The organism is Turicibacter bilis, assembly GCF_024499055.1.
In the GTDB taxonomy this organism is placed as follows: Bacteria; Bacillota_I; Bacilli_A; order MOL361; family Turicibacteraceae; genus Turicibacter; species Turicibacter bilis.
The window spans coordinates 314,452-335,332 of the sequence record NZ_CP071249.1 but is presented as its reverse complement, the minus strand read 5'-3'; the positions used below and the strand labels follow the sequence as shown (position 1 = coordinate 335,332).

Sequence of the window (20,881 nt, the reverse complement as noted above, 5' to 3'; positions counted from 1 at the left end):
CTTGTTTATTTTTTCCTCTCTATTTATTAAAGTTAGATTATTTGAATGATGAGGTCCCTCCGTTTAAAAAAAGTTCATTCCTATTTTTATAGCTTCATGAAACTTTTTCTCTCACTAATAAGACACACAAACTGATAAAAAGTTCATTATTTTTTTTAAAATTTTAATAGAAAAAGACTATTTCTGATCAGAAATAGCCTCTAATCTCATTTAATTTAAAGATAATTTCAAATCAGCTTGCTCAATTAATCCTTTTTGATGCATTACTTTTGAAACGACTAAACTAAAAACAGCAGGAAGGATAAAGTGCAAAATCACAAGAGCTGGAATCACGCGGGGTCCCATGACAGCGATGGTTTGTATTTGTCCAACGAATCCACTACTTCCCATGCCTGCTCCTAAACTATTACATTCAATCTCAAAAAGAGTCGTCGATAGCATTCCACATAACAAACTGGCGACCATTGTAGGAACAACAATGTACGGATTTTTAACAGCATTAGCAAACTGAAGCTTTGACGTTCCAATTCCTTGTGAAAGTAATCCATTAATTCCGTTTCCTCGATATGAAATCACTGCAAACCCAACCATAGAACATGCACAACCAACAACAGCGGCACCACCAGCTAACCCTTCAAGTCCCAAACTGACAGCTAAAGCCGCTGATGAAATGGGTGATAAAATGACTAAACACATGACAACGGAAACAATGGCTCCCATATATAACGGCTTTAGTTGTGTCGCCTCATTGATAAACACACCAATCATTTTAGTTACTTGAGCCATGGCAGGTGAAACAAAGACCCCCACTAATCCTCCGATAACTAAACAAATCATAGGAACTAAAATAATATCAACCTTTGTTTTGCCAATCACTCGGTTTCCAACCCATGCTGTTGTTAACGCTGCTAAATAGGCACCTGCTGGTTTACCGATACTTAAAACAATTTGTCCATCTACTGAATCCATAGCTCCTGCTCCAATCGTGGCAGTTACTATAGAGGCAAATATCACAAGTGGCTTAGCATTTAAAGCATAAGTGACCCCTACTCCAATAGCAGCTGCCATGAAGACTTTCGCAAATCCTCCCACTTCATTTAACAATGAAAGGTTTAAAAGGGTTCCTATTTAAACCATAATAGTTCCCACCACTAAAGTGGCTAACAATCCAGTTCCCATTCCATTTAACGTTCTAATCAATTTATTCTTCACTTCAATCCCCCTATTGTGTCAACTGCTGTCTTGTCACCAAGTTTTTTTAAAAAATTTCATGACCAAGCCATGAAATTGATTAATGATAAATTTACCATATTTTAGGATCATCACCAAAATTGGTTCTTGATTTTAAAAAAATATTTTCTTATTTAAAATGATGTTTAAATTACACGGAAAATAGCTAATTTTAAGACTAAAATTAATAGTTTTAATAGCAAGAAATTGTCAAGCGCCATTTTTGGTGAAGACTCATATTTTATTTATTATTTCAATCGCTCATGAATGAAATGATGTTGTTTTAATTCGTTGACAATCTCTTCATACATCTGTTCATTTTCGACTTCTAACGTATGATAATGAATGCCCTCTGTTAACAAAGATAGAGGCTTTGTTTGAGCTTGACTCACTTTTTCAATAAACGTTTTGACATCGTTTAAATAATTTAAGTTTAAAACGACTCGAATCTCACCGTAAACCGGATGTTCAACAATCACATCAATCACTTTTCCACCATACGAAATAATTAACTCTAATTCCGTTTGTAACTCTTCAATCGTATGTCCATGTTTACAGCAAATCGTTTTCAAAAGACCTGAGGCTACAGGTTCTTGAATCATATATCCAGAAGGAGTTGCCACTACTTGGATTCCTTTCGCACGTAATAATGCGATATCTTGCACAATAACTTGACGACTCACTTGATACATTTTAGCCAGTTCACTACCTTTAATCGGTTGGATGGCCTTCGATAACGTCTCATAAATCGCCTCGCGACGTGTTACTGATTCCATATTTCTCACCCTCTTACATTAAAGCTTTTCTTTATTTTAATAAAAATTTACAACGCTGTCTACTTCTGAATAAAAACTCAAGGTTACCCTTGAGTTTTTCAAATTAGTTTAATTGATTTAAATAACTTTCTCCAATGGCTGGCATTTCTACACCAAAGTTTTCGGCCACTGTTGCTCCAATGTTAGCAAATGATTTACCGATTGGTAACTCCCCACTTGCTTGCATCGATGGTGAATACATAATGACTGGGATATACTCACGTGTATGATCGCTTCCTGATGCAATTGGATCATTTCCGTGGTCAGCAGAGATAATTAATAAATCATCTGCTTTCATTTCTGATAACACCTCTCCTAATTGAACATCAAATGCTTCTAAACATTTCGCATATCCTAATGGGTCACGACGATGTCCATACATCGCATCAAAATCAACTAAGTTTAAGAAGGCTAATCCATTGAAGTCACGTTTCATCACATTTAATAATTGATTCATTCCATCTTCATTTGATTTTGTTAAGATAGCTTCTGTTACACCTTCTCCAACATAAATATCATTGATTTTACCAATCGCAATCACTTCTTGACCTGCATCTTTTAATTCATTTAAGACCGTACGTCCGAATGGCTTTAACGCATAATCATGACGATTTGGTGTACGTTTGAATTCCCCTCTTTTCGGCCCAACGAATGGACGTGCAATAATACGTCCAACTTTCCATTCTTCTTTCATTGTGATCTCACGTGCAACCTTACACATATTCCATAACTCTTCAACTGGAATAACACCTTCATGAGCTGCAATCTGTAGCACAGAATCCGCTGATGTATAAACGATGATATCACCTGTTGTCATGTGCTGCTCTCCCAATTCATCTAAAATTTCCGTTCCAGATGATGATTTATTTCCAATTACTTTACGACCTGTACGCGCCTCTAATTCATCAATTAACTCTTTAGGGAATCCCGTGTCCGTGAAGGTACGGAACGGTTCTGTAATTTTAAGCCCCATGATTTCCCAGTGTCCAGTCATCGTATCTTTCCCTACTGATAACTCTTCACACTTCGTATAATATCCTTTTTCTGGTCGAATCGGTGCCACACCTTCAATTTCAGTTAAATTTCCTAGTCCTAATGCTTGCATATGAGGCATATTTAATCCTTTAGCAGTCTCTGCAATATGTTTTAACGTATTTGCCCCTGTATCATTATAATCTTTTGCATCTGGTAATTCCCCAGCCCCTACAGAGTCCATAATAACTAAAAATATACGATTATACTTCATAAATAACTTCCTTTCTAACGTACAAACTAATACAAACTTAGTATTAATCAATCCCGTTTACTTATTTATTATATTTCATTTTTCCAAACTTTGCGAGAAAAAGCCTTCATTTTCAGCACTTGTTTTCCCGCTTCGTGGATGCGCTTGCTCAAATACCCCACGTAAATGATCTTTACTAATATGCGTATAAATTTGAGTGGTTGCAATATCAGAATGCCCTAACATTTCTTGTACTAAACGTAAATCGACCCCATTTTCAATTAGATGTGTGGCAAAGGAATGGCGAAGCTTATGGGGAGATAATTCTTTTGTAATCCCCGCCATTTGAGCTTGTTTTTTTAAAATTTTCCAAAAACCTTGGCGTGTCATCATCTCACCGAAACGATTTAAAAACAAGACATCTGTCGGTTTCTTTAAAAGTTTAGGTCGGGCAATTGTTAAATAAAGATCTAGCACCTCAGCAGCCACTTCACCAATCGGAACGATTCGTTCTTTATTTCCCTTTCCTTGACATTTAATAAATTGCATCGATAAATGTAAATCTTCAAGTCTTAAATTCAAAAGTTCAGTGACACGAAGACCTGAGGCATATAATAATTCGACCATCGCTCGATTTCGAAGGTCTCCTGGTGTATCTTGTTTAAAACTTTCAAGTAATGCATCGACTTCCTCGATACTTAGAATTTCCGGTAAATCACGTGTTAACTTCGGGCTTTCAATTAAATCACATGGATTTTTCACACAAACTTTCTCAATGATTAAATACTGGTGAAACGCCCGAATCGCTGACAAATGACGAGCGACTGACTTAGTATTGAGCCCTCGCTCATATAGTTCAATCAAGTAAAGCTGAATCTGCTCGCGCTCAATTTGATTGAGTTGCTCAACAGATTGCTGTTTGATAAAGCTTAAGTAACTTCTTAAGTCTCGTTCATAATTCTCTTTTGTATTTAAGCTTAATCCACGATCAATCATTAAATAAGTTAAAAATCCGTTCAATTCCATTTGATAGTTCATCTATTTCTCTCCTTAAAAAGAAAAGAGCTTCTACTTAAGTAGAAGCTCTTAACATTCCTTTGATTATTGACATGATGCGCATGTTCCATAAAGGGTTAGATCATGATCAGTGACATTAAATCCATACTTTTCTTTGATAAAGGCCTCATAACTTTCTAATTCATCCGCAATTTCAATGATGCGATTACACGTGGTACAAATTAAATGGTGATGAAAATGATTTTGCTCATCTAAATCAATTACATCATAATAATTAACCCCATCATTTTTTATTTTAACATTGCGAATAATTTTTAGCTTTTCAAACAGCTCCAACGTTCGATAGACGGTTGCAATTCCAATCGAGCTGTCAATATGTCTCACTAAATCATATAACGTTTCGGCAGAAAAGTGTTCATCTGAATGATCAACAATGACTTTTAAAATTTGTTTACGCTGTTTGGTTAATTTCGAACCTGATTTAACGATCATTGCTTCATATTTTGAAAGTTGTGTCATTTTTTCACCATCTTGCTATTAAAATCTAAATTTAGTTATAGTTTATTATAACACTTCTCTTTCAAAATTAATATTTATTTGCAACATTAGATTTGATGTCGCATCAGAAGACGTCGAAATAAAGTCATCAGCTGACTGTTCTACGGGCTGAGCTTGACCTGCTTTTTCAAACTGATGGTAGACAATCGGTTGGATTAAGTACGTCACTCCTGAAGTCACCAATGTTAAAACCATAATAATGAATAACTGATAAAAGTAATATAGTAAATGCTTTTTTAAAAGAGTCGTATTCTTCTTAAAGAAAATAATTTTGACCGCCATAATTACAAAACGAACACTAAAATAACCACTTAAAATGGTAACACCTAAAATAAGTGAATACTGAATTAACCAAAGAAAACTTGTCCAAATGGCTTGCATAGGTGCTAATGTTTGAAAGATAAAGAAGACATTAAATCCAGCAATGACTCCTTTTAAGAAAACTAAAAACAAATTGACGACGACACCAATGACAGTTAATCCTAACACCCACATACTTCCTTGATACATGAATTGTTTATAAAATAATTGATTAAATGACCATTGAGTTTGATCAAACGCATTAATATTTTCATTCACATAGTTCACCATTAAACTTTGTGACGATTGTTCCAGTTTAATATAAAGTGAAGACCCAATAATATCACCAATGATGACGAGTAGTAGTAGAACATACATGACATATAAGACATAAGAGAACGATTTTTTGCGACGTTTTTGTGCGACCATGAGCACTTCCCCCTTTCTTTTCTAACTTTATGAAAGAAAAAGAGAGACTATGCTAAAAAATAGTAAAGATTTATGGTTATTCTTTAAAATCAAAGACCGCCGACACATTCGCTTAATATTCCTCAATGATATGTTCTAATTTAACGATGGTTTCTCCCCCTATGACAACTCTTGTCAGTTTAAGAATGCTGATTACCACTGATGATGAAGGATCAAGTATTGAATCGCATAAATCGTTTTAAAATCACAAATACGCCCTTCCTCTACGAACTTTAAGGCTTCCTCTTTTGTGACATGATATAAATTAATAAATTCGTCTTCATCTCCAGCCACTTCATAATCTAGCTTTTGGGGATTAATGACTAAAAAGTTTTCAATATATTCATTACAAAAACCTGGTGACGTGGCGAAACGACCAATCATTTGTAGCGATTCACACGTGTAGCCTGTCTCCTCCTCTAATTCACGCTTAGCTGTCACACCAGTTTCTTCTCCGGGTTCAATTTTACCAGCTGGTGTTTCCAAGGTCGCTTTTTCAATCGGATAACGATATTGCTCGACTAACATTAAACGATTCGCCTCATCTAGGGCGATTAAATTCACTCCTCCTGGATGATGAACAACGACACGTTTGGCCTGTTTATCATTTGGTAAAATGACCTCATCCTCTGTCACCTTTAAAAATGAGTTGCGATAATACTCCTGACTTGTCAATTGTTTTTCTTTCAATTTTTTCATAATCACTTTTGTCCTTTCTGAATCCCTTTTTGAATAAGATGGGTCCCATGTTTTGTTTTTATTTGTTGAATGGTTTGGTTTAACTTCTCTTCACTCGCAAACGACTGATAATTAAAGAGATTTAATTGTTGAGTCACTTTATTCGTATTGACTAAATTCGTCGTATTCACTCCAATTAAGCGCAGGGCTTGTCCTTCCCAATGTTCATCAAATAGCTCTTCAATGATTGGATAGAGTTCATTCACACTTTGAATCGGAATTTGAACCGTTTGACTCCGTGTGATTTGTTTAAATGACGTATCTTTTAATTGAATACTAATCGTCTTAGCATATAAACCATATTTTTTTAATCGATTCGACGTCTTAATACACATTCGCTTGGCCTCTGCTTTTATTTCCTCAGCAAAACAATAGTCTTTAGAAAAGGTCGTCGAATGACCGATGCTGGACGGGACTTCATACTTATTTGGGTTGATTGGATTTTGATCATTGCCTTTTGCATTCTCAATCCATTTGAGTGCATGATGCCCAAAGAGTTGCTCAATTTTATCAACGTCTTTATAATGCACCAAGTCGCCAATTGTATTTATCCCTAATTGCTTTAATTTAGGTGAAGAGGCTTTACCTACCCCAAACATCTCCTCAATCGGCATCGGCCATAGGATGTGTGGCAAATCTCGTTTCCTTAAAACCGTTATCCCATTCGGCTTTTTCATATCAGAAGCCATCTTTGCTAAAAACTTATTCGGTGCGACACCAATACTGCATCCAATCTTTAATTCATTGAATATGCGTTGTTGAATTTGTTGTGCTAAGTGAAGCGGGTGAATCTCTTGATAAAGGTGAGTGACATCCACATACGCCTCATCAATGGATGCCTTTTCAACTTGATCACTATATTCATGTAATAACTGAATAAATTGCTGAGATATTTTTCGATATAAATCAAAGTTCGCCGATGCAACCACTAAATGTGGACACTTTTTTTTAGCTTGCATCAGTGGCATGGCACTATGAACCCCATATTGACGAGCAACATAATTTGCAGTAACCACAATTCCACGCTTCGAAGACTTCTCACCTGTAATAGCCAACGGTAAGTTTTGCAATTCTGGTCGTAATATCGTTTCACACGAAGCGAAGAAAGCGTTTAAGTCAATATGGAATATAATTCTAAATATCGGCGTTCCCAAAGTTAAATCCTCTTCCTTTTTCTAAGCATTTATATTATAATAGACTAAGTTACAGTATACATTATAGCAAATTTTGTCTATGAGGTGAATTTAGTATGGCTAAAAAAGCACAACATAATTTAAACAAGATGAAGGGCACAAAAATCTTATTATTAATTTTAGCATTATCATTCGTCGTTGTCCCTTTAATTTCATTAATCGTAAGTATTATCAATCTTCGCGATATGCCTTTCTTTTAATAAAAAAAAATCATTTACTGACTTAGTAAATGATTTTTTTTATTTAAGGAATATATACAAATGAAACAGGGCTTGATTCTACTTGCGCTTGTGATAACGCGGTGACCGCATAAGTATAAACGGCATTTGGATCAGCAGTTGTATCTGTATAATGTTGAACAACTTCTCCTTTATTTTTTCCAATGACATCTAAAATATAACTTGCATCTGAAAAATCGATCGTTTCACGATATCTTGCTCGAGGAACCCGATAGATCACATAGTATTGACTATTATTTTCAAGTGAATCTTCAAATTGAATTAAAGTACATTCTTCATCACATGGTGTCACCATTAAATTTTGTACCGGATTAGTCACACGCATTTGTAACCATGGTCGAGGGGGTACAAGACTATAAGTGGTTAAGACTTCATTTTCTAAACGAGAAAGAGCCTGATTTAACACTTGTTGACCGGGCTCATTATTATCATAAGCAATTAAATTATGATAAGTAAAGAACACATAACCATCATTATCAGAAAGGGTGCGAAGATAACGTATTTGGTCGACGATTTCTTCAGGATTTTGCCAAGCTGGGTGCTGATAGTCTTCATTATAAAGATATAAACCTAATCCCATATAAAGTTGGGTACGAGAATTCCCAACCACTTTATTCCACCAGGCAGCTACTTCCGCAAACGATGAAAGAGAATCTGACAATGACCAATAATTTTGTGGCACAATATAATCTAACCATTCTTCATCCACCCATAGTTTTGAATTCACGTATTCACTTAAAGAGGATAACTGGGCTGATGAAGTATTCGAACCTACGCCCTCCGTTTCTTCAGCTGAGGCCCAAACCCCAAATGGACTGATTCCAAATGCAATACTTTTTCCATTTTCAACATCATATTCATGAATGGTGCGTGATAATGTGTAGACTAACTGATTAATATTTTGTTCTCGCCAGGTATCGATATCTTGATTAGGTTCATGATTAGCTTCATAAGTCGCATAATCTGGACTTTCATCAGCAAAGCTAATGACCGTTGGCTGTCCATTAACTTCTGCTTCATATGAATACGGATAGAAGTAATCATCAAAATGTACGGCATCAATGGCATAGTTTTGAACAACTTCCATGACGGTTTGAACAATAAACTCACGAACTTCTGGAACACCTGGATCTAAATAGATTTGACGATTAAAATAATAAACCCAATCAGGATGACGTCTCGCATAATGTGTATCACTCAATGAATTTAATAGACTTTGTTTCGTTGAGTTTGGATCACCCACTGGTGTTAAGCGGTACGGGTTAAACCAGGCATGAAATTCAATCCCTTCTTGATGGGTCACTTCAATCATCCATGTTAAGGGATCAAAGTCACCCCAATCGGGTTTAACGCCTTGTTCACCTGTTAAGTAAGCACTCCATGGATTGACACCTGATTCATAAAAGGCATCTCCTTCAGGTCGAACTTGAAAAAAGATTGCATTTAAAGTTAATGCTTTACAGCGACGAAGAATTGCTAAAAATTCAGATTTAAATAATTCCAGATTAAACCCATTCTCATAAACTGCCTTACTAGGAAAGTCATTGTTACGTACCGTTGTAATCCAAACCCCACGCAATTCCTCTTTTTTAGGTCCTAATACTTTCGGTACATAAACCACTTCTCCACCAACTGTAATAGGTGCCTGTGTAAAGGCATTGTTCAAGGTGATTAAATTGCCTTCGGATGTATCTTGTCGAGCCGTTTGTCTCATTAACTCATGACTCGTTTCTTGTGCCACCTCTGTATTCGATTGCACGGATGCGTTTGATGAACGAATTCGTTGACAATATGGACAATCACACGTTAATTGATAAGTATGAATTTTATAATATCCCATCTTCTCTTTTAAGAGATTGATGAAGTTTATTCATCAATCATCTTATTCCTCCTTTCATTATCATTTTCAGTCATGTTAGTCTCTTGATGTGAGTTACTTCCATTCTGAATTAATATATGATAAAAGTACAACGATGTTGAATACTATAAAAAAAAGAGCATTGGAACTCAATGCTCAAGGATTAGACAATTAAGATGCAACTTTATTTTTATGTTCTAAACGTAGTTTATCTGCAATCATCGCAATAAACTCTGAGTTTGTTGGTTTTGATTTTGAAACGCTTACTGTATACCCAAAGATATTTGAAATAGCTTCGATATTTCCACGGTTCCATGCCACTTCAATCGCATGACGAATTGCACGTTCAACACGTGAAGCTGTTGTCTTATATTTTTTAGCCACGTCTGGATACAATACCTTTGTAATTGATCCAAGAAGTTCAATATCATTATAAACCATATTGATTGATTCTCGTAAGTATAAGTACCCTTTAATATGTGCTGGTACACCCATTTCATGTAAAATATTTGTAATCTCTGACTCTAAATCAAACTCTTTTACTGCTGGACGATTTCCATATAAATGGTTGACCGGCTTTGATACTTCTGTCGTATCGAAACGAACATTAATATCACGAATGATTTTAACAATTTTATTAATTTCAAATGGTTTCATAATGAAATACGATGCCCCTAATTCAGCAGCACGCATCATGATTTTCTCTTGATTGAATGCAGTAAACATAATAATATGTCGTGGACGTTTATATAGGGTTGGATTTTCTTTTAATTCTTCTAATACACTTACCCCATCTAGATCAGGCATAACAACATCTAATAATAAAATGTCGATGTCGCGTTGTCTTAAAACAGATAATACCTCATTTCCATTTCCCGCTACTTCTACAACTTCCATGTCCTCTTGTAAGGAAATATACTCAGATAATACCGTTATTAATTCTTTATTGTCGTCAGCTAATAGAACTTTTAATTTATTCATTTTTTGGCCCCCTAATTTTTCCGGTTATATATCTATTAAATTACAGTTCCTTACATTTTTCAATAATTACTTCTCATTTTTTGAGAGATTATAAATTTTCATAAATATATTCGACAAATATTTTTTATCATGTTTTGTCTTTTATTTCGTTTCGGTTTAGTTTATCTTGTTGTTGTCTGATTATGTCGAAAAAACGAATATCACTTATTAGGCTGCATCAGATTGTGCTTCTTCGCTACGATAGTTGATTCCCGACTCTTGTAACATCCATTCAATAAAGATACCATATCCCATCGTTGAATCATGAACTAAAACGTGAGTCACAGCACCAACAATTTTACCATCTTGAATAATAGGGCTTCCACTCATCCCCTGGACAATTCCACCTGTTTGATTGAGTAAACGTTCATCTGTTACCGTATATTTAATTCCTTTTATTGCTTTTTGTGTTTGCATATTAACTTCGGTAATATTAATATCAAACGCTTCCACTTTATTTCCATTTAAGACAGTTAAAATTTGTGCGGGACCTGCTTTTACTTCATTAATATAAGCAATGGGCATTAAATCTTTTTGATTATGTAACTCTGAACTCATAACACCATAAATACCAAAATTATTATTTTTTTCTAATGTCCCTAACTTATCATCAAATAAGATGTCGGCGACTTTTTCACCAGGTTTACCACTTGTTGCTTTACGAACAGAAACTACATTCGAATTAATAATTTCACCATTTTTTATACTAACTAACTGATTCGTATCTTGATCGATTATTTCATGACCTAATGCTCCATATTTATGTGAATTCGGATCAATAAAAGTTAAAGTTCCGATTCCCGCTAATTTATCTCTTAAGTATAGTCCAGTTGTCATCACTCCATCTGTAGAGATCACAGGGTGAACAGTTAAATGTGATGTCTTTCCTTGACGGTTAATGGTTAAAATCATTTGTTTACTTTGCTCTGCGAGTAAAAGCTGCTCTTTATACTCCTCAATCGTTGAAACCTTCTGATTATTAACTGCTAAAATTAAATCACCTTTCATAATCCCAGCATCTTTAGCTGGATTAATAGTTCCTTCTGCTGTATTGACTTGATACGTATCTACCACCACAAGACCATCTGTCTGAATTTTGATCCCAATCGCGTCACCACCCGGGATTAACATATAGCGTCCTTCAGTTTGGTTAACTGGTGTCGATTCTTCACTTGAAGAATAAGAAACCTCATAGATTTTTCGTTTTTCATCAATATGTAAAAGTTGTTCATTATTAGATTGTGCCCATGCATACTCTTGTGCAGGAGCGCTAATACTTAATAAAGAGAAGACAAATATTAATATATTATGAGCTAAAAAGCTTTTTTTATTTATTTTTTTATTCATATTGCGCCTCCTTTCAACTTCATTCGACACGAACTACGCTATTATTATGGCTTTTTCAACACTAAATATAGAAAAAAAAGAATTCCAATTTTTTTGTTCAAATGAATAAAAAAATTGGAATTCTTTTCATTAAAGTTGTTGTAGGAGTTGTTTAGCATTTAACAAGGCAGATTCAGTCACATTATCACTACTTAACATTCTTGCAACTTCATGTATTCGTTCATCTGTTGTTAATTTTTTAACGGCCGTCACTGTTCGTCCTTCTTTTTCATATTTACTAACATGAATATGATGATCGGCAAGTGAAGCAACTTGTGGTAAATGGGTGATACACAGAACTTGCTTTTGCTTAGCAATTTCTTTCATTTTTGAGCCGATACTTGATGCCACTTGACCACTGACCCCCGTATCAATTTCATCAAATATAATGGTAGATATGTATTGCCCTCGATTGAGAATCGTTTTTAAAGCTAACATAATACGAGATAATTCACCACCTGAAGCAACTTTATTCAGTGGTTTCATTGGCTCACCTTTATTTGTACTTAATAAAAACTGAATTTCATAAATTCCATGTGTCGAAAAAATAGTATTAATCATATCATCTGTTTTTAAACGTGTAAATTCAATATCAAACTGAGCATTAAATAATTGAAGGTCTTGTAGTTCAGCAATCAGCTGTGTCTTAATTCTATTTGAGATTTCTAAACGTTTTTGATTTAATGCTTCTCCCGCTTCAATTAAGTGATGATACGCTTTTTCTAAAACTTGATACAAGGAATGCTCATAGTGTTCTGAATCTTCTACCTGCGCTAGTTCAGTTACAATTTGATCATAATAAGCCATGATTTCATCAACTTCTAAACGATATTTACGTTTGAGTTGTTGGAGTTCATTGAGGCGCGATTCAATTTCTTCAAGTTCTTCAGGATAGTAATTCAATTCATCTAATTTAGATGAGATTAAATTAACAAACTCCTCTAACCCATAATAAATATCACCCATTTGCGTCACAGCAGAAGAAAGACTTTCATCAATATTAGCTAAGGTTTGCGTCGCATTATATGCTTGATATAGTCGTTCTACTGCCCCACCGTCGCAATTTAAACCATGTAAAATCTGACCGTATGTTTTGTGAAGCTTATCTGAATTCAATATCAGGTGACGACGCTCTTCTAACTCTTCAAGCTCACCTTTTTTTAAGTTAGCCTTCTCAATTTCATTCTTTTGAAACAGAATTAAATCCAGTCGTTTTTGAATTTCTTCAGCGTTCTTTTTAAAATTAATGTAAGCCTGTTTAGCTTGATTATATTCTTTAAGTGCTTGTTGATAAACGTCGTTCGTTACACTAACTTGCTCCGTTAAATCAAAATTATCAATTAATTGATAGTTATACTCGTTATGGAATAACCGATGCGTATCATGCTGTACGTGAATATCAACTAAAAATTGTCCAATTTCCTTTAATTGATTCGCTGATAATAATTCACCATTAACACGAATCTGACCATTTCCAACTCGTTTAATCGTTCGTTTAACCAATAACTGTTCTTCAACTGGAATATTTTGTTCTAAAAGATAAGCTTTTAATGGCTTATTTTGTTCAATTTCAAAAATACCTTCAATCACTGCCATCTCTTCATGATGACGAATAAGATCAGTTGACGCACGATCACCGATTAATAAAGAAATAGCATCAATAATAATTGATTTTCCTGCACCTGTTTCACCCGTTAAAACAGTCATATTTTTATTTAAATCTAATTGTAAAGATTCGATAATCGCCATGTTCTGAATTGACAAATGCGATAACATATTAACCACCTACTATAACTGACTATGTGCATCGCTTACGATTTGAATAATATCTTTTTCGTAAACATTTGTTCGCATATTTTCATTATAGCCTATATGTACTAAAAATTCAATATTTCCTTCTCCCCCTTTAATGGGTGAGTAAGTTAATCCAAGCACACTTAAATCAAGGGCTGTAATAAATTCAAGAATCTCTTGAATAACTTTAATATGTACCTTAGCATCACGAACGATTCCTTTTTTACCAACTTGATCTTTTCCGGCTTCAAATTGAGGTTTAATTAATGCAACAATCTCACCCTCTTTAGCTAGTAATTGCTTTAAGACAGGGAAAATGATTTTTAACGAAATAAATGAAACATCGATACATGCAAACTGAGGAGCTCCAAACTTTAAGTCTTCAGGTGTCATATATCGGAAGTTCGTACGCTCCATGCAAATAACACGCTCATCCTGACGCATCTTCCAATCTAATTGATTGTATCCTACATCAACAGCATACGATAACTTAGCTCCATTTTGCAGGGCACAGTCCGTAAATCCACCTGTTGACGCCCCAATATCGATAATCGTTTTATCGGTTAAATCAATATTAAACGTTTTAATCGCTTTTTCAAGTTTAAATCCTCCGCGGCTAACATATGGACATACATTTCCTTTAACCGTAATTTTTGCTTCTACAGGCACTTTTTCTCCTGGTTTATCGACGCGTTCTTGATCGACTAAAACAAGACCCGCCATAATTGCACGCTTTGCATTTTCACGTGAATTAAAATATCCTAATTGTGTTAATAACACATCAATACGTTCTTTTTTCATGTTTTTTGACACCGACCTACTTTTTAATTACTTGATTAATTTCTGCTTTAATATCATCTAATGAAAGATGGAGTTCTGCCAGCACCTCTGGGACACTCCCATGTTGAACATAAACATCTGGAACTCCTAATCGTTTCACCTTAACTGTTTGGTTTGTTTCATTATAATACTCTAAAATGGCTGTTCCTAGTCCACCAATCATCGCTGACTCTTCATAAACAATGAGCGGAACCTCAAGTTTTGCTAACTCATCTAAAAGACAAGTATCTAGTGGCTTAATGAAGCGGGTATTAATCACTCCAACGTGAATTCCTTCGGCTTCACTTAAATCTTCCGCTAATTGAACTAAATCATCAAGAATCGGTCCCATCGAAAGAAGATAAGCATCTGCTCCTGATTTAAGCGTCGTCCAAGAACCAACAGGTACTGATTGCCACGACTCATAATTTGGTACCACATTGAAAACATCACCACGCGGATAACGAATCGCAACTGGTCCATTAATTTCATATGCCGTATACAATAAATCATACGCTTCTTTCGCATCTTTCGGCATCATGATTGTCATATTGGGAATGGGGCGTAACATTGGAATATCATATAGCCCTTGGTGAGTTTCTCCATCAGCCCCTACAATTCCTGCACGATCCACGCCAAATACAACATTTAAATTTTGTCTTGCAACATCATGGTGAACTTGGTCAAACGCACGCTTAAAAAACGTTGAGTAAATGGAAACAAATGGCTTCATTCCTTGAGTTGCCATTCCACCAGCCATTGTTACCGCATGTTCTTCTGCAATCCCTACATCTATTAATCGATCAGGGTAAAGCATTTGATAATCATTTAATGCTGAGCCATTAATCATAGCAGGTGTAATCACTGAAACGCGTGAGTCATGTTTAGTTAACTCAATTAATCCGTTACACATTAATTTACTCCAAGAAACACAATTTTCTTTTTTATGAACTGAAACTTCACCCGTTTCTTTATTAAACTTCCCAACACCATGCCACGTTCCAAGTTTATCTGCTTCTGCAAACGAATAACCTTTTCCCTTTTTCGTTTTCACATGAACAATGACTGGCTTGTCTGCTTTTTTAGCAAAGTTTAAATTTTTAATTAAATCATCTAGATTATGTCCATCTACGGGTCCAAAATACTTGAATCCCATCGCATCAAATGGTGTCTCACCGATAACAAAACGTTTTAAACTTCCTTTCGCACGATACATCACACGATTTAATAATTGCGTATTTTTCAATAACTTTTTCAGACGACGTTTCGTATTTAAGTACGATTCATTCGTACGAATACTTCCAAAAATATTATGAAGCGCCCCTACATTTGGTGAAATGGCCATTTCATTATCATTAATGATGACAATTAAACGTTTATTCGTATGACCGATATGGTTTAATGCCTCATAAGCCATCCCACCTGTTAAGGATCCATCACCAATCACTGCCACTACGTGATAATTTTCATCATTTAAATCTCTAGCATAAGCCATCCCGACTGCTGCTGAAATCGAAGTTGAAGCATGTCCTGTTTCCCAGCAATCATGCTCTGATTCTTTACGCTTGGGAAAACCAGATAATCCCTTATATTGTCTTAACGTTGAAAATTGATTTGCTCTTCCCGTTAACATTTTATGAATATATACTTGATGTCCAACATCCCAAATGAATTTATCTTCTGGCGAATTAAACACTTTATGCATCGCCACTGTCAACTCTACTACCCCAAGATTTGATGATACATGACCACCTGTTTTTGATAAAGAATCAATCAAAAATGTTCTAATATCCTGACATAACACTTGCATTTCTTTAGTTGACAAATTCTTGATGAATGAAGGATTTGTAATCTTCTCGATGTCATACATCTTAATCACTCCAACCTTGTTTCACATATTTATTATCTGTCATTTTAGATAAAAATTCTATTTTTCTATCTCTTTTTATCATACCATATTTCGACCTTAATTCCTATAAACTACCTCTTCTTTTCCTCGGTAGATCATTGACTTTAAACATAATAAAAGGCGATTATATAAAAATCGCCCCCTAATTTATGCTTGACGTTCTTTGACGTAATCGGTGATCGCCGCTAATAATGAAGTCTCATATGGTAACTCCTCTAATATCGCTAGAGCTGCTTCAATTTCTTCATTGAGCATCACTTTAGCTTCATCTAATGAAGTTAATGAAACATAGGTACTTTTCCCATTTTCCATATCGCTTCCAACATCTTTCCCAATTAAATCACCTTTACCTTCCACATCCAAGATATCATCTTTAATTTGAAAGGCTAATCCAACATGCCCCGCAAATTGACGCAGCAATTGAATCGTCTCTTCAGATGCCTGTGCAATAACAGCTGCGGCAACAATTGAAAACTCGATTAAACGTCCCGTTTTATTGACATGAATCTGCTTTAACTGTTCAAGTGTAATTGGCTTCGTCTCTGCTTCCATATCTAACATTTGTCCAGCTACCATTCCCATAGGCCCAGCTGCCATTGATAACATTGAAACAAGCTCTAAACGTTGTTGTAACGATAAACCTTCATCACTACAAATCACCTTAAACGCATGCGTAAGCAAACTATCTCCAGCTAAAATCGCAGTTGCTTCACCAAACACTTTATGATTAGTTGGTTTTCCACGTCTTAAATCATCATCATCCATAGCAGGTAAGTCATCATGAATAAGTGAATACGTATGAATCATTTCAAGAGCAGAAGCGGTTTGATAACCACAGGTTGCCTCTAATCCTAATGTATCTAAAACAGCAAATAATAAAATTGGTCTTAATCGTTTTCCACCCACAGAAAGCGAATAAAGCATCGATTCTTTTAACTGGTTTGGAATGGCTTCACCTTCAATTAAACTCATCATGTACGCATCGAATGGTGTTTTATGTTTTGCAATATACTGTGCTAACATCTATTATTCCCCCGATACCTCAAAATCAGTCATCGAACCAGTTGGATCCACGAGCTTAGCAACCTCTGATTCAATCTGTTGTAATTTTTGATGGCACTCATTTGAAAGCAACATTCCTTGCTTATATAACTCAATTGAGCGCTCTAATGGTAAGTTTCCTGCTTCTAATTGACGCACGACTTGTTCTAATTGCTGTAATGCTTCATCAAAATTCATTTTTGATTCACTCATTCAAAATCACCCCTTTAATTGCTTTCACTTGGTTGAATTTCTTTGATCGATGCTTTCACGGTTCCATCATCTAAGGCAACTGAAATGATCTGACCTACCCTCATAGATTGAACCGTTGTAATCATCTCTTCATTTTCATCAGTAATCACTGAATATCCTTTTTTCAAAATGGATAATGGATTTAACATCTCAAGTTTCGTTAATAGCACATGATAGTTTTGCTTATGCTCTGATAGGTGCTCACTCATCAATGCTTTTAACTGTTGAGTTAAAAAGGCGACGTGTTGTTTAGAACTGTCAACCTTGACCATTGGATTAAATTGAATTAATCGATGATAATCCGTTGCAAACTGAGCTTTCCGTTTAGTTAACTGATCTTGTAAAACAAATTGTAACTTATCATTCAATTGATTCACATGCATTAATCGTTGCTCAAATAAAGCATGTGGATTTTTCATAATATAATGATTACTTAGCTGTGCTAATTGATTCTTCTTTTGTTCAAATTGAACATTGAAATTATGATTGAGTCGAACATTTAGTTGATTAAAATGTTTTAACACATCTGGTAAATTGGGAACGGCCATCTCTGCCGCTCCTGTTGGAGTAGGTGCACGATGATCTGCCACAAAATCAGCAATCGTAAAATCTGTTTCATGACCTACCGCTGAAATAATTGGAATTTTTGATTCAAAGATTGCACGAGCTACACCCTCTTTATTAAACGCCCATAAATCCTCAATTGAACCTCCTCCACGACCAACAATTAACGTATCCACCAGCTTCATTTCATTCGCTTGTTTAATACATGATACAATCGAAGCTTCTGCCTGTTCACCTTGAACAAGTGCTGGGTACACATAAACTTTGACGAGTGGGAAACGACGTTTAATCGTGGAAAGAATATCACGGATCGCAGCACCTGTGGGTGAAGTAATCACCCCAACCGCCTGGGGGTAAGTTGGGATAGGTTGCTTGAATCTTGCATCAAATAATCCCTCTGCACCTAAACGCTCTTTCATTTGCGTAAAAGCAACATAAAGATTTCCAACTCCGTCTTCCGTCATTTCTTTAACATACATTGAATAAGAACCGCCCGCTTCATAAACGGTAATATGGCCTTTGACAACCACTTGCATTCCCTCGGCCGGCACAAAAGTTAAATGTGAAGCTGCACTGGCAAACATCACCGCATTAATTTGTGCCTCATCATCTTTTAATGTAAAGTAAAGATGTCCACGTGAATGTCGTTTGACGTTTGATAATTCTCCCTTTAGAAGGAGGTGTTGTAAATTTTTATCATAATCGAATTTTAACTTAATATATTTCGTTAACGCCTTAACGGTTAAGGGTTGTCTCTCCTCCATCGGTTTCACATCCTACTATGCAAAGTGCTTACTAATTTGGTCTAATACTTTATTATTAAAGCTACGTGCTTTTCCATCTCCAGTATCTGAGAATTCTTTTGTTAATTCTACCGCTTCATCGATGATAATTTTATGAGGTGTCTCTTGACAGAATTTCATCTCATATGTTGCTAAGCGTAAAATGGCTTTATCAACTTTATTTAAACGTGAAAAACTCCATCCTTTTAAGTTTTCATCAATGATTTGATCTAAATCTTCTTTATGAGTTAAAACACCGTTTACTAATTCAAAATAGAACTCATCTAATGTAAATTGACGTTCGACTTCAAGAATTTGATGTGGTGTTACTTCTTCAGCCATTAATTCCATAGCTTCTTCTTTTAAACCTTCAACCATCCATTCAACGTTTTCGATGGCTTCTTCTTTGGTCATCTGCCCCACTTCCATTTGGTATAATGTTTGTACTGCAAATTGACGTAATACATGACGAATCACAAAAATCCCTCTTTCTATTCAAATCTTCTAAGTTGCTACAACTATATTGTATACTATTTTTAAAGGTTTCAACTATATATGTTATCATATTTATCAAGAATTTGCCGAAAAAAATAAAAATAAACCACTAAAAGTGGTTTATTTTTTTAATCAAAATCAATCGATACGACATGAACGTAAATTTCAGACGTTTTGACAGATGTCATATGATAAATCATTTGATGAATGTTTTTTTGGATTTTCTCAGCGACTTCATTAATGGCATAACCCACTTTAATACTCACATATACATCAATAACTAATCCATTTTCATCAAATTCAACTTCAACACCATTACGGTGTTTTTTACTATTAAAAGTATCGGCAATTGATTGTGAGATACTTTCAAACATCTTTGAAACCCCTTCAATTTCTGCTGTGGCGTTATGGGCAATCACTTCAAAAACTTGTGAATGAATTTCAATATTCCCAATTTCTTGGTTTGCTTCTTCAATACGATAATATTTTGACACAGCCATCAATATTCTCCTCCAATCATATGCAACTACTATAATAATACTATAGTTTGAACCGTTGTGCAAATACTATCCCATCCATTAAACAAAAACTGTAAAAAATGAATGATTTTGTTTTTTGTCACCTTTTCTCACCTTTCTCATACGATATAGGGACTAGCATTCAAAAGTTAGCCCCGGCTAAGATTTATCAATGGTTGATAGAGAGCCAGAACCCTCTAAATTCCCTTCAGTTCTCCCCTGCTTTTGACGAATCTGCCCATTTTTATAAAATGACACGAAACGATGTGCAAACATACGTTTTATATCATATTTTATACAAGTCAATGAAATAAAAGATCCAAGAGTCAATGAAGAATCACCTTCTCATTCGATTATCTTCTCTTTTATTCTAAAAGTTAGCCATAGCTAAAATATTAATTGGAGTGATGATAATGAAAAAATTAAACGAAGTTGAATGCCAAACGACAGTTAAAGTTACAAAACTCACAGCAACAGGCTTATTACGTGAACGTTTATTAGCATTAGGAATTACGACTGGTGCTTTAATCGATGTCATTAAAAAAGGACCTAAAAACAACCTTACCGTCTATAACATTCGCGGAGCGATGATTGCACTACGAGAAGAGGAAGGAAGTTTAATTATGGTTAAACCCATTCATGATTAATAAGGAGGAATGA

The 20,881-nt window shown here is 35.1% G+C and carries 21 protein-coding genes; 2 read left to right on the top strand and 19 right to left on the bottom strand.

The window, feature by feature from the left end:
• Positions 1-210: 210 nt before the first annotated feature.
• From J0J69_RS01665 to J0J69_RS01630, 8 genes are all read right to left on the bottom strand, one after another.
• Entirely contained in the window at positions 211-1,128 is a 918-nt protein-coding gene (locus J0J69_RS01665) for a PTS sugar transporter subunit IIC (protein ID WP_336511270.1), read from the bottom strand.
• 350 nt (positions 1,129-1,478) lie between these two features.
• Positions 1,479-2,006 carry a transcription repressor NadR gene (locus J0J69_RS01660; RefSeq protein ID WP_068759640.1) on the bottom strand — a complete coding sequence of 176 codons (528 nt, stop codon included), beginning with the start codon at positions 2,004-2,006 and terminating at the stop codon, positions 1,479-1,481.
• 103 nt (positions 2,007-2,109) lie between these two features.
• A complete protein-coding gene (deoB, locus tag J0J69_RS01655) occupies positions 2,110-3,291 on the bottom strand; it encodes a phosphopentomutase (protein WP_068759639.1) in 1,182 nt (393 codons plus the stop codon).
• 75 nt (positions 3,292-3,366) lie between these two features.
• Positions 3,367-4,308 carry a site-specific tyrosine recombinase XerD gene (xerD, locus tag J0J69_RS01650; protein ID WP_212725592.1) on the bottom strand — a complete coding sequence of 314 codons (942 nt, stop codon included), beginning with the start codon at positions 4,306-4,308 and terminating at the stop codon, positions 3,367-3,369.
• A gap of 63 nt (positions 4,309-4,371) precedes the next feature.
• Entirely contained in the window at positions 4,372-4,806 is a 435-nt protein-coding gene (locus J0J69_RS01645) for a Fur family transcriptional regulator (RefSeq protein ID WP_055275455.1), read from the bottom strand.
• 45 nt (positions 4,807-4,851) lie between these two features.
• The gene (locus tag J0J69_RS01640) at positions 4,852-5,574 is read right to left on the bottom strand and encodes a stage II sporulation protein M (RefSeq protein WP_055243457.1); all 723 of its coding nucleotides are present in this window, start codon (positions 5,572-5,574) and stop codon (positions 4,852-4,854) included.
• 192 nt (positions 5,575-5,766) lie between these two features.
• On the bottom strand, positions 5,767-6,312 hold the full coding sequence (locus tag J0J69_RS01635; RefSeq protein WP_212725593.1) for an NUDIX hydrolase: 546 nt from the start codon (positions 6,310-6,312) through the stop codon (positions 5,767-5,769).
• A gap of 2 nt (positions 6,313-6,314) precedes the next feature.
• Positions 6,315-7,505, bottom strand: coding sequence for a DNA polymerase IV (locus tag J0J69_RS01630; protein ID WP_212725594.1), 1,191 nt, complete (start codon positions 7,503-7,505; stop codon positions 6,315-6,317).
• 95 nt (positions 7,506-7,600) lie between these two features.
• Between J0J69_RS01630 and J0J69_RS01625 the strand changes: the two genes are divergently transcribed.
• Entirely contained in the window at positions 7,601-7,744 is a 144-nt protein-coding gene (locus J0J69_RS01625; protein WP_172676275.1) for a hypothetical protein, read from the top strand.
• Positions 7,745-7,787: 43 nt separating this feature from the next.
• Here J0J69_RS01625 and J0J69_RS01620 read toward each other — a convergent pair whose 3' ends face one another.
• The 11 genes from J0J69_RS01620 to J0J69_RS01570 form a co-directional block, all read right to left on the bottom strand.
• On the bottom strand, positions 7,788-9,623 hold the full coding sequence (locus J0J69_RS01620) for a glycoside hydrolase family 10-like protein (RefSeq protein WP_055275448.1): 1,836 nt from the start codon (positions 9,621-9,623) through the stop codon (positions 7,788-7,790).
• Between the two features lie 189 nt (positions 9,624-9,812).
• A complete protein-coding gene (gene spo0A / locus J0J69_RS01615; RefSeq protein ID WP_055243453.1) occupies positions 9,813-10,622 on the bottom strand; it encodes a sporulation transcription factor Spo0A in 810 nt (269 codons plus the stop codon).
• Positions 10,623-10,829: 207 nt separating this feature from the next.
• Positions 10,830-12,008 (bottom strand): SpoIVB peptidase, encoded by a 1,179-nt coding sequence (spoIVB, locus tag J0J69_RS01610; protein ID WP_055243452.1) that lies wholly within the window; start codon positions 12,006-12,008, stop codon positions 10,830-10,832.
• A gap of 129 nt (positions 12,009-12,137) precedes the next feature.
• A complete protein-coding gene (gene recN, locus J0J69_RS01605) occupies positions 12,138-13,823 on the bottom strand; it encodes a DNA repair protein RecN (protein ID WP_068759634.1) in 1,686 nt (561 codons plus the stop codon).
• A gap of 12 nt (positions 13,824-13,835) precedes the next feature.
• The gene (locus J0J69_RS01600) at positions 13,836-14,642 is read right to left on the bottom strand and encodes a TlyA family RNA methyltransferase (protein WP_212725595.1); all 807 of its coding nucleotides are present in this window, start codon (positions 14,640-14,642) and stop codon (positions 13,836-13,838) included.
• A gap of 16 nt (positions 14,643-14,658) precedes the next feature.
• The gene (gene dxs / locus J0J69_RS01595; protein ID WP_212725596.1) at positions 14,659-16,530 is read right to left on the bottom strand and encodes a 1-deoxy-D-xylulose-5-phosphate synthase; all 1,872 of its coding nucleotides are present in this window, start codon (positions 16,528-16,530) and stop codon (positions 14,659-14,661) included.
• A gap of 186 nt (positions 16,531-16,716) precedes the next feature.
• Positions 16,717-17,592, bottom strand: coding sequence for a polyprenyl synthetase family protein (locus J0J69_RS01590; protein WP_055243448.1), 876 nt, complete (start codon positions 17,590-17,592; stop codon positions 16,717-16,719).
• 3 nt (positions 17,593-17,595) lie between these two features.
• Positions 17,596-17,823 carry an exodeoxyribonuclease VII small subunit gene (gene xseB / locus J0J69_RS01585; protein WP_055275441.1) on the bottom strand — a complete coding sequence of 76 codons (228 nt, stop codon included), beginning with the start codon at positions 17,821-17,823 and terminating at the stop codon, positions 17,596-17,598.
• 14 nt (positions 17,824-17,837) lie between these two features.
• Positions 17,838-19,190 carry an exodeoxyribonuclease VII large subunit gene (gene xseA / locus J0J69_RS01580; RefSeq protein ID WP_055275439.1) on the bottom strand — a complete coding sequence of 451 codons (1,353 nt, stop codon included), beginning with the start codon at positions 19,188-19,190 and terminating at the stop codon, positions 17,838-17,840.
• Positions 19,191-19,205: 15 nt separating this feature from the next.
• On the bottom strand, positions 19,206-19,685 hold the full coding sequence (gene nusB / locus J0J69_RS01575; RefSeq protein WP_055243445.1) for a transcription antitermination factor NusB: 480 nt from the start codon (positions 19,683-19,685) through the stop codon (positions 19,206-19,208).
• A gap of 146 nt (positions 19,686-19,831) precedes the next feature.
• Complete coding sequence (locus J0J69_RS01570) at positions 19,832-20,203, bottom strand: Asp23/Gls24 family envelope stress response protein (RefSeq protein WP_055243444.1); 372 nt, start codon at positions 20,201-20,203, stop codon at positions 19,832-19,834.
• A 431-nt stretch (positions 20,204-20,634) separates the two neighbouring features.
• On the opposite strand from J0J69_RS01570, the gene J0J69_RS01565 reads away from it, so the two are divergent.
• Complete coding sequence (locus J0J69_RS01565) at positions 20,635-20,868, top strand: FeoA family protein (protein WP_055243443.1); 234 nt, start codon at positions 20,635-20,637, stop codon at positions 20,866-20,868.
• Positions 20,869-20,881: the final 13 nt, after the last annotated feature.

What these genes read in the sequence shown, in the direction of transcription:
- J0J69_RS01625 (WP_172676275.1), top strand. Translation starts at nt 7,601, where the DNA reads ATGGCTAAAAAAGCACAACATAATTTAAACAAGATGAAGGGCACAAAA.
- xseB (WP_055275441.1), bottom strand. Translation starts at nt 17,823, where the DNA reads ATGAGTGAATCAAAAATGAATTTTGATGAAGCATTACAGCAATTAGAA.
- dxs (WP_212725596.1), bottom strand. Translation starts at nt 16,530, where the DNA reads ATGTATGACATCGAGAAGATTACAAATCCTTCATTCATCAAGAATTTG.
- J0J69_RS01565 (WP_055243443.1), top strand. Translation starts at nt 20,635, where the DNA reads ATGAAAAAATTAAACGAAGTTGAATGCCAAACGACAGTTAAAGTTACA.
- J0J69_RS01660 (WP_068759640.1), bottom strand. Translation starts at nt 2,006, where the DNA reads ATGGAATCAGTAACACGTCGCGAGGCGATTTATGAGACGTTATCGAAG.
- J0J69_RS01620 (WP_055275448.1), bottom strand. Translation starts at nt 9,623, where the DNA reads ATGGGATATTATAAAATTCATACTTATCAATTAACGTGTGATTGTCCA.
- spo0A (WP_055243453.1), bottom strand. Translation starts at nt 10,622, where the DNA reads ATGAATAAATTAAAAGTTCTATTAGCTGACGACAATAAAGAATTAATA.
- J0J69_RS01590 (WP_055243448.1), bottom strand. Translation starts at nt 17,592, where the DNA reads ATGTTAGCACAGTATATTGCAAAACATAAAACACCATTCGATGCGTAC.
- J0J69_RS01635 (WP_212725593.1), bottom strand. Translation starts at nt 6,312, where the DNA reads ATGAAAAAATTGAAAGAAAAACAATTGACAAGTCAGGAGTATTATCGC.
- J0J69_RS01600 (WP_212725595.1), bottom strand. Translation starts at nt 14,642, where the DNA reads ATGAAAAAAGAACGTATTGATGTGTTATTAACACAATTAGGATATTTT.
- xseA (WP_055275439.1), bottom strand. Translation starts at nt 19,190, where the DNA reads ATGGAGGAGAGACAACCCTTAACCGTTAAGGCGTTAACGAAATATATT.
- spoIVB (WP_055243452.1), bottom strand. Translation starts at nt 12,008, where the DNA reads ATGAATAAAAAAATAAATAAAAAAAGCTTTTTAGCTCATAATATATTA.
- recN (WP_068759634.1), bottom strand. Translation starts at nt 13,823, where the DNA reads ATGTTATCGCATTTGTCAATTCAGAACATGGCGATTATCGAATCTTTA.
- xerD (WP_212725592.1), bottom strand. Translation starts at nt 4,308, where the DNA reads ATGAACTATCAAATGGAATTGAACGGATTTTTAACTTATTTAATGATT.
- J0J69_RS01640 (WP_055243457.1), bottom strand. Translation starts at nt 5,574, where the DNA reads ATGGTCGCACAAAAACGTCGCAAAAAATCGTTCTCTTATGTCTTATAT.
- J0J69_RS01645 (WP_055275455.1), bottom strand. Translation starts at nt 4,806, where the DNA reads ATGACACAACTTTCAAAATATGAAGCAATGATCGTTAAATCAGGTTCG.
- deoB (WP_068759639.1), bottom strand. Translation starts at nt 3,291, where the DNA reads ATGAAGTATAATCGTATATTTTTAGTTATTATGGACTCTGTAGGGGCT.
- J0J69_RS01570 (WP_055243444.1), bottom strand. Translation starts at nt 20,203, where the DNA reads ATGGCTGTGTCAAAATATTATCGTATTGAAGAAGCAAACCAAGAAATT.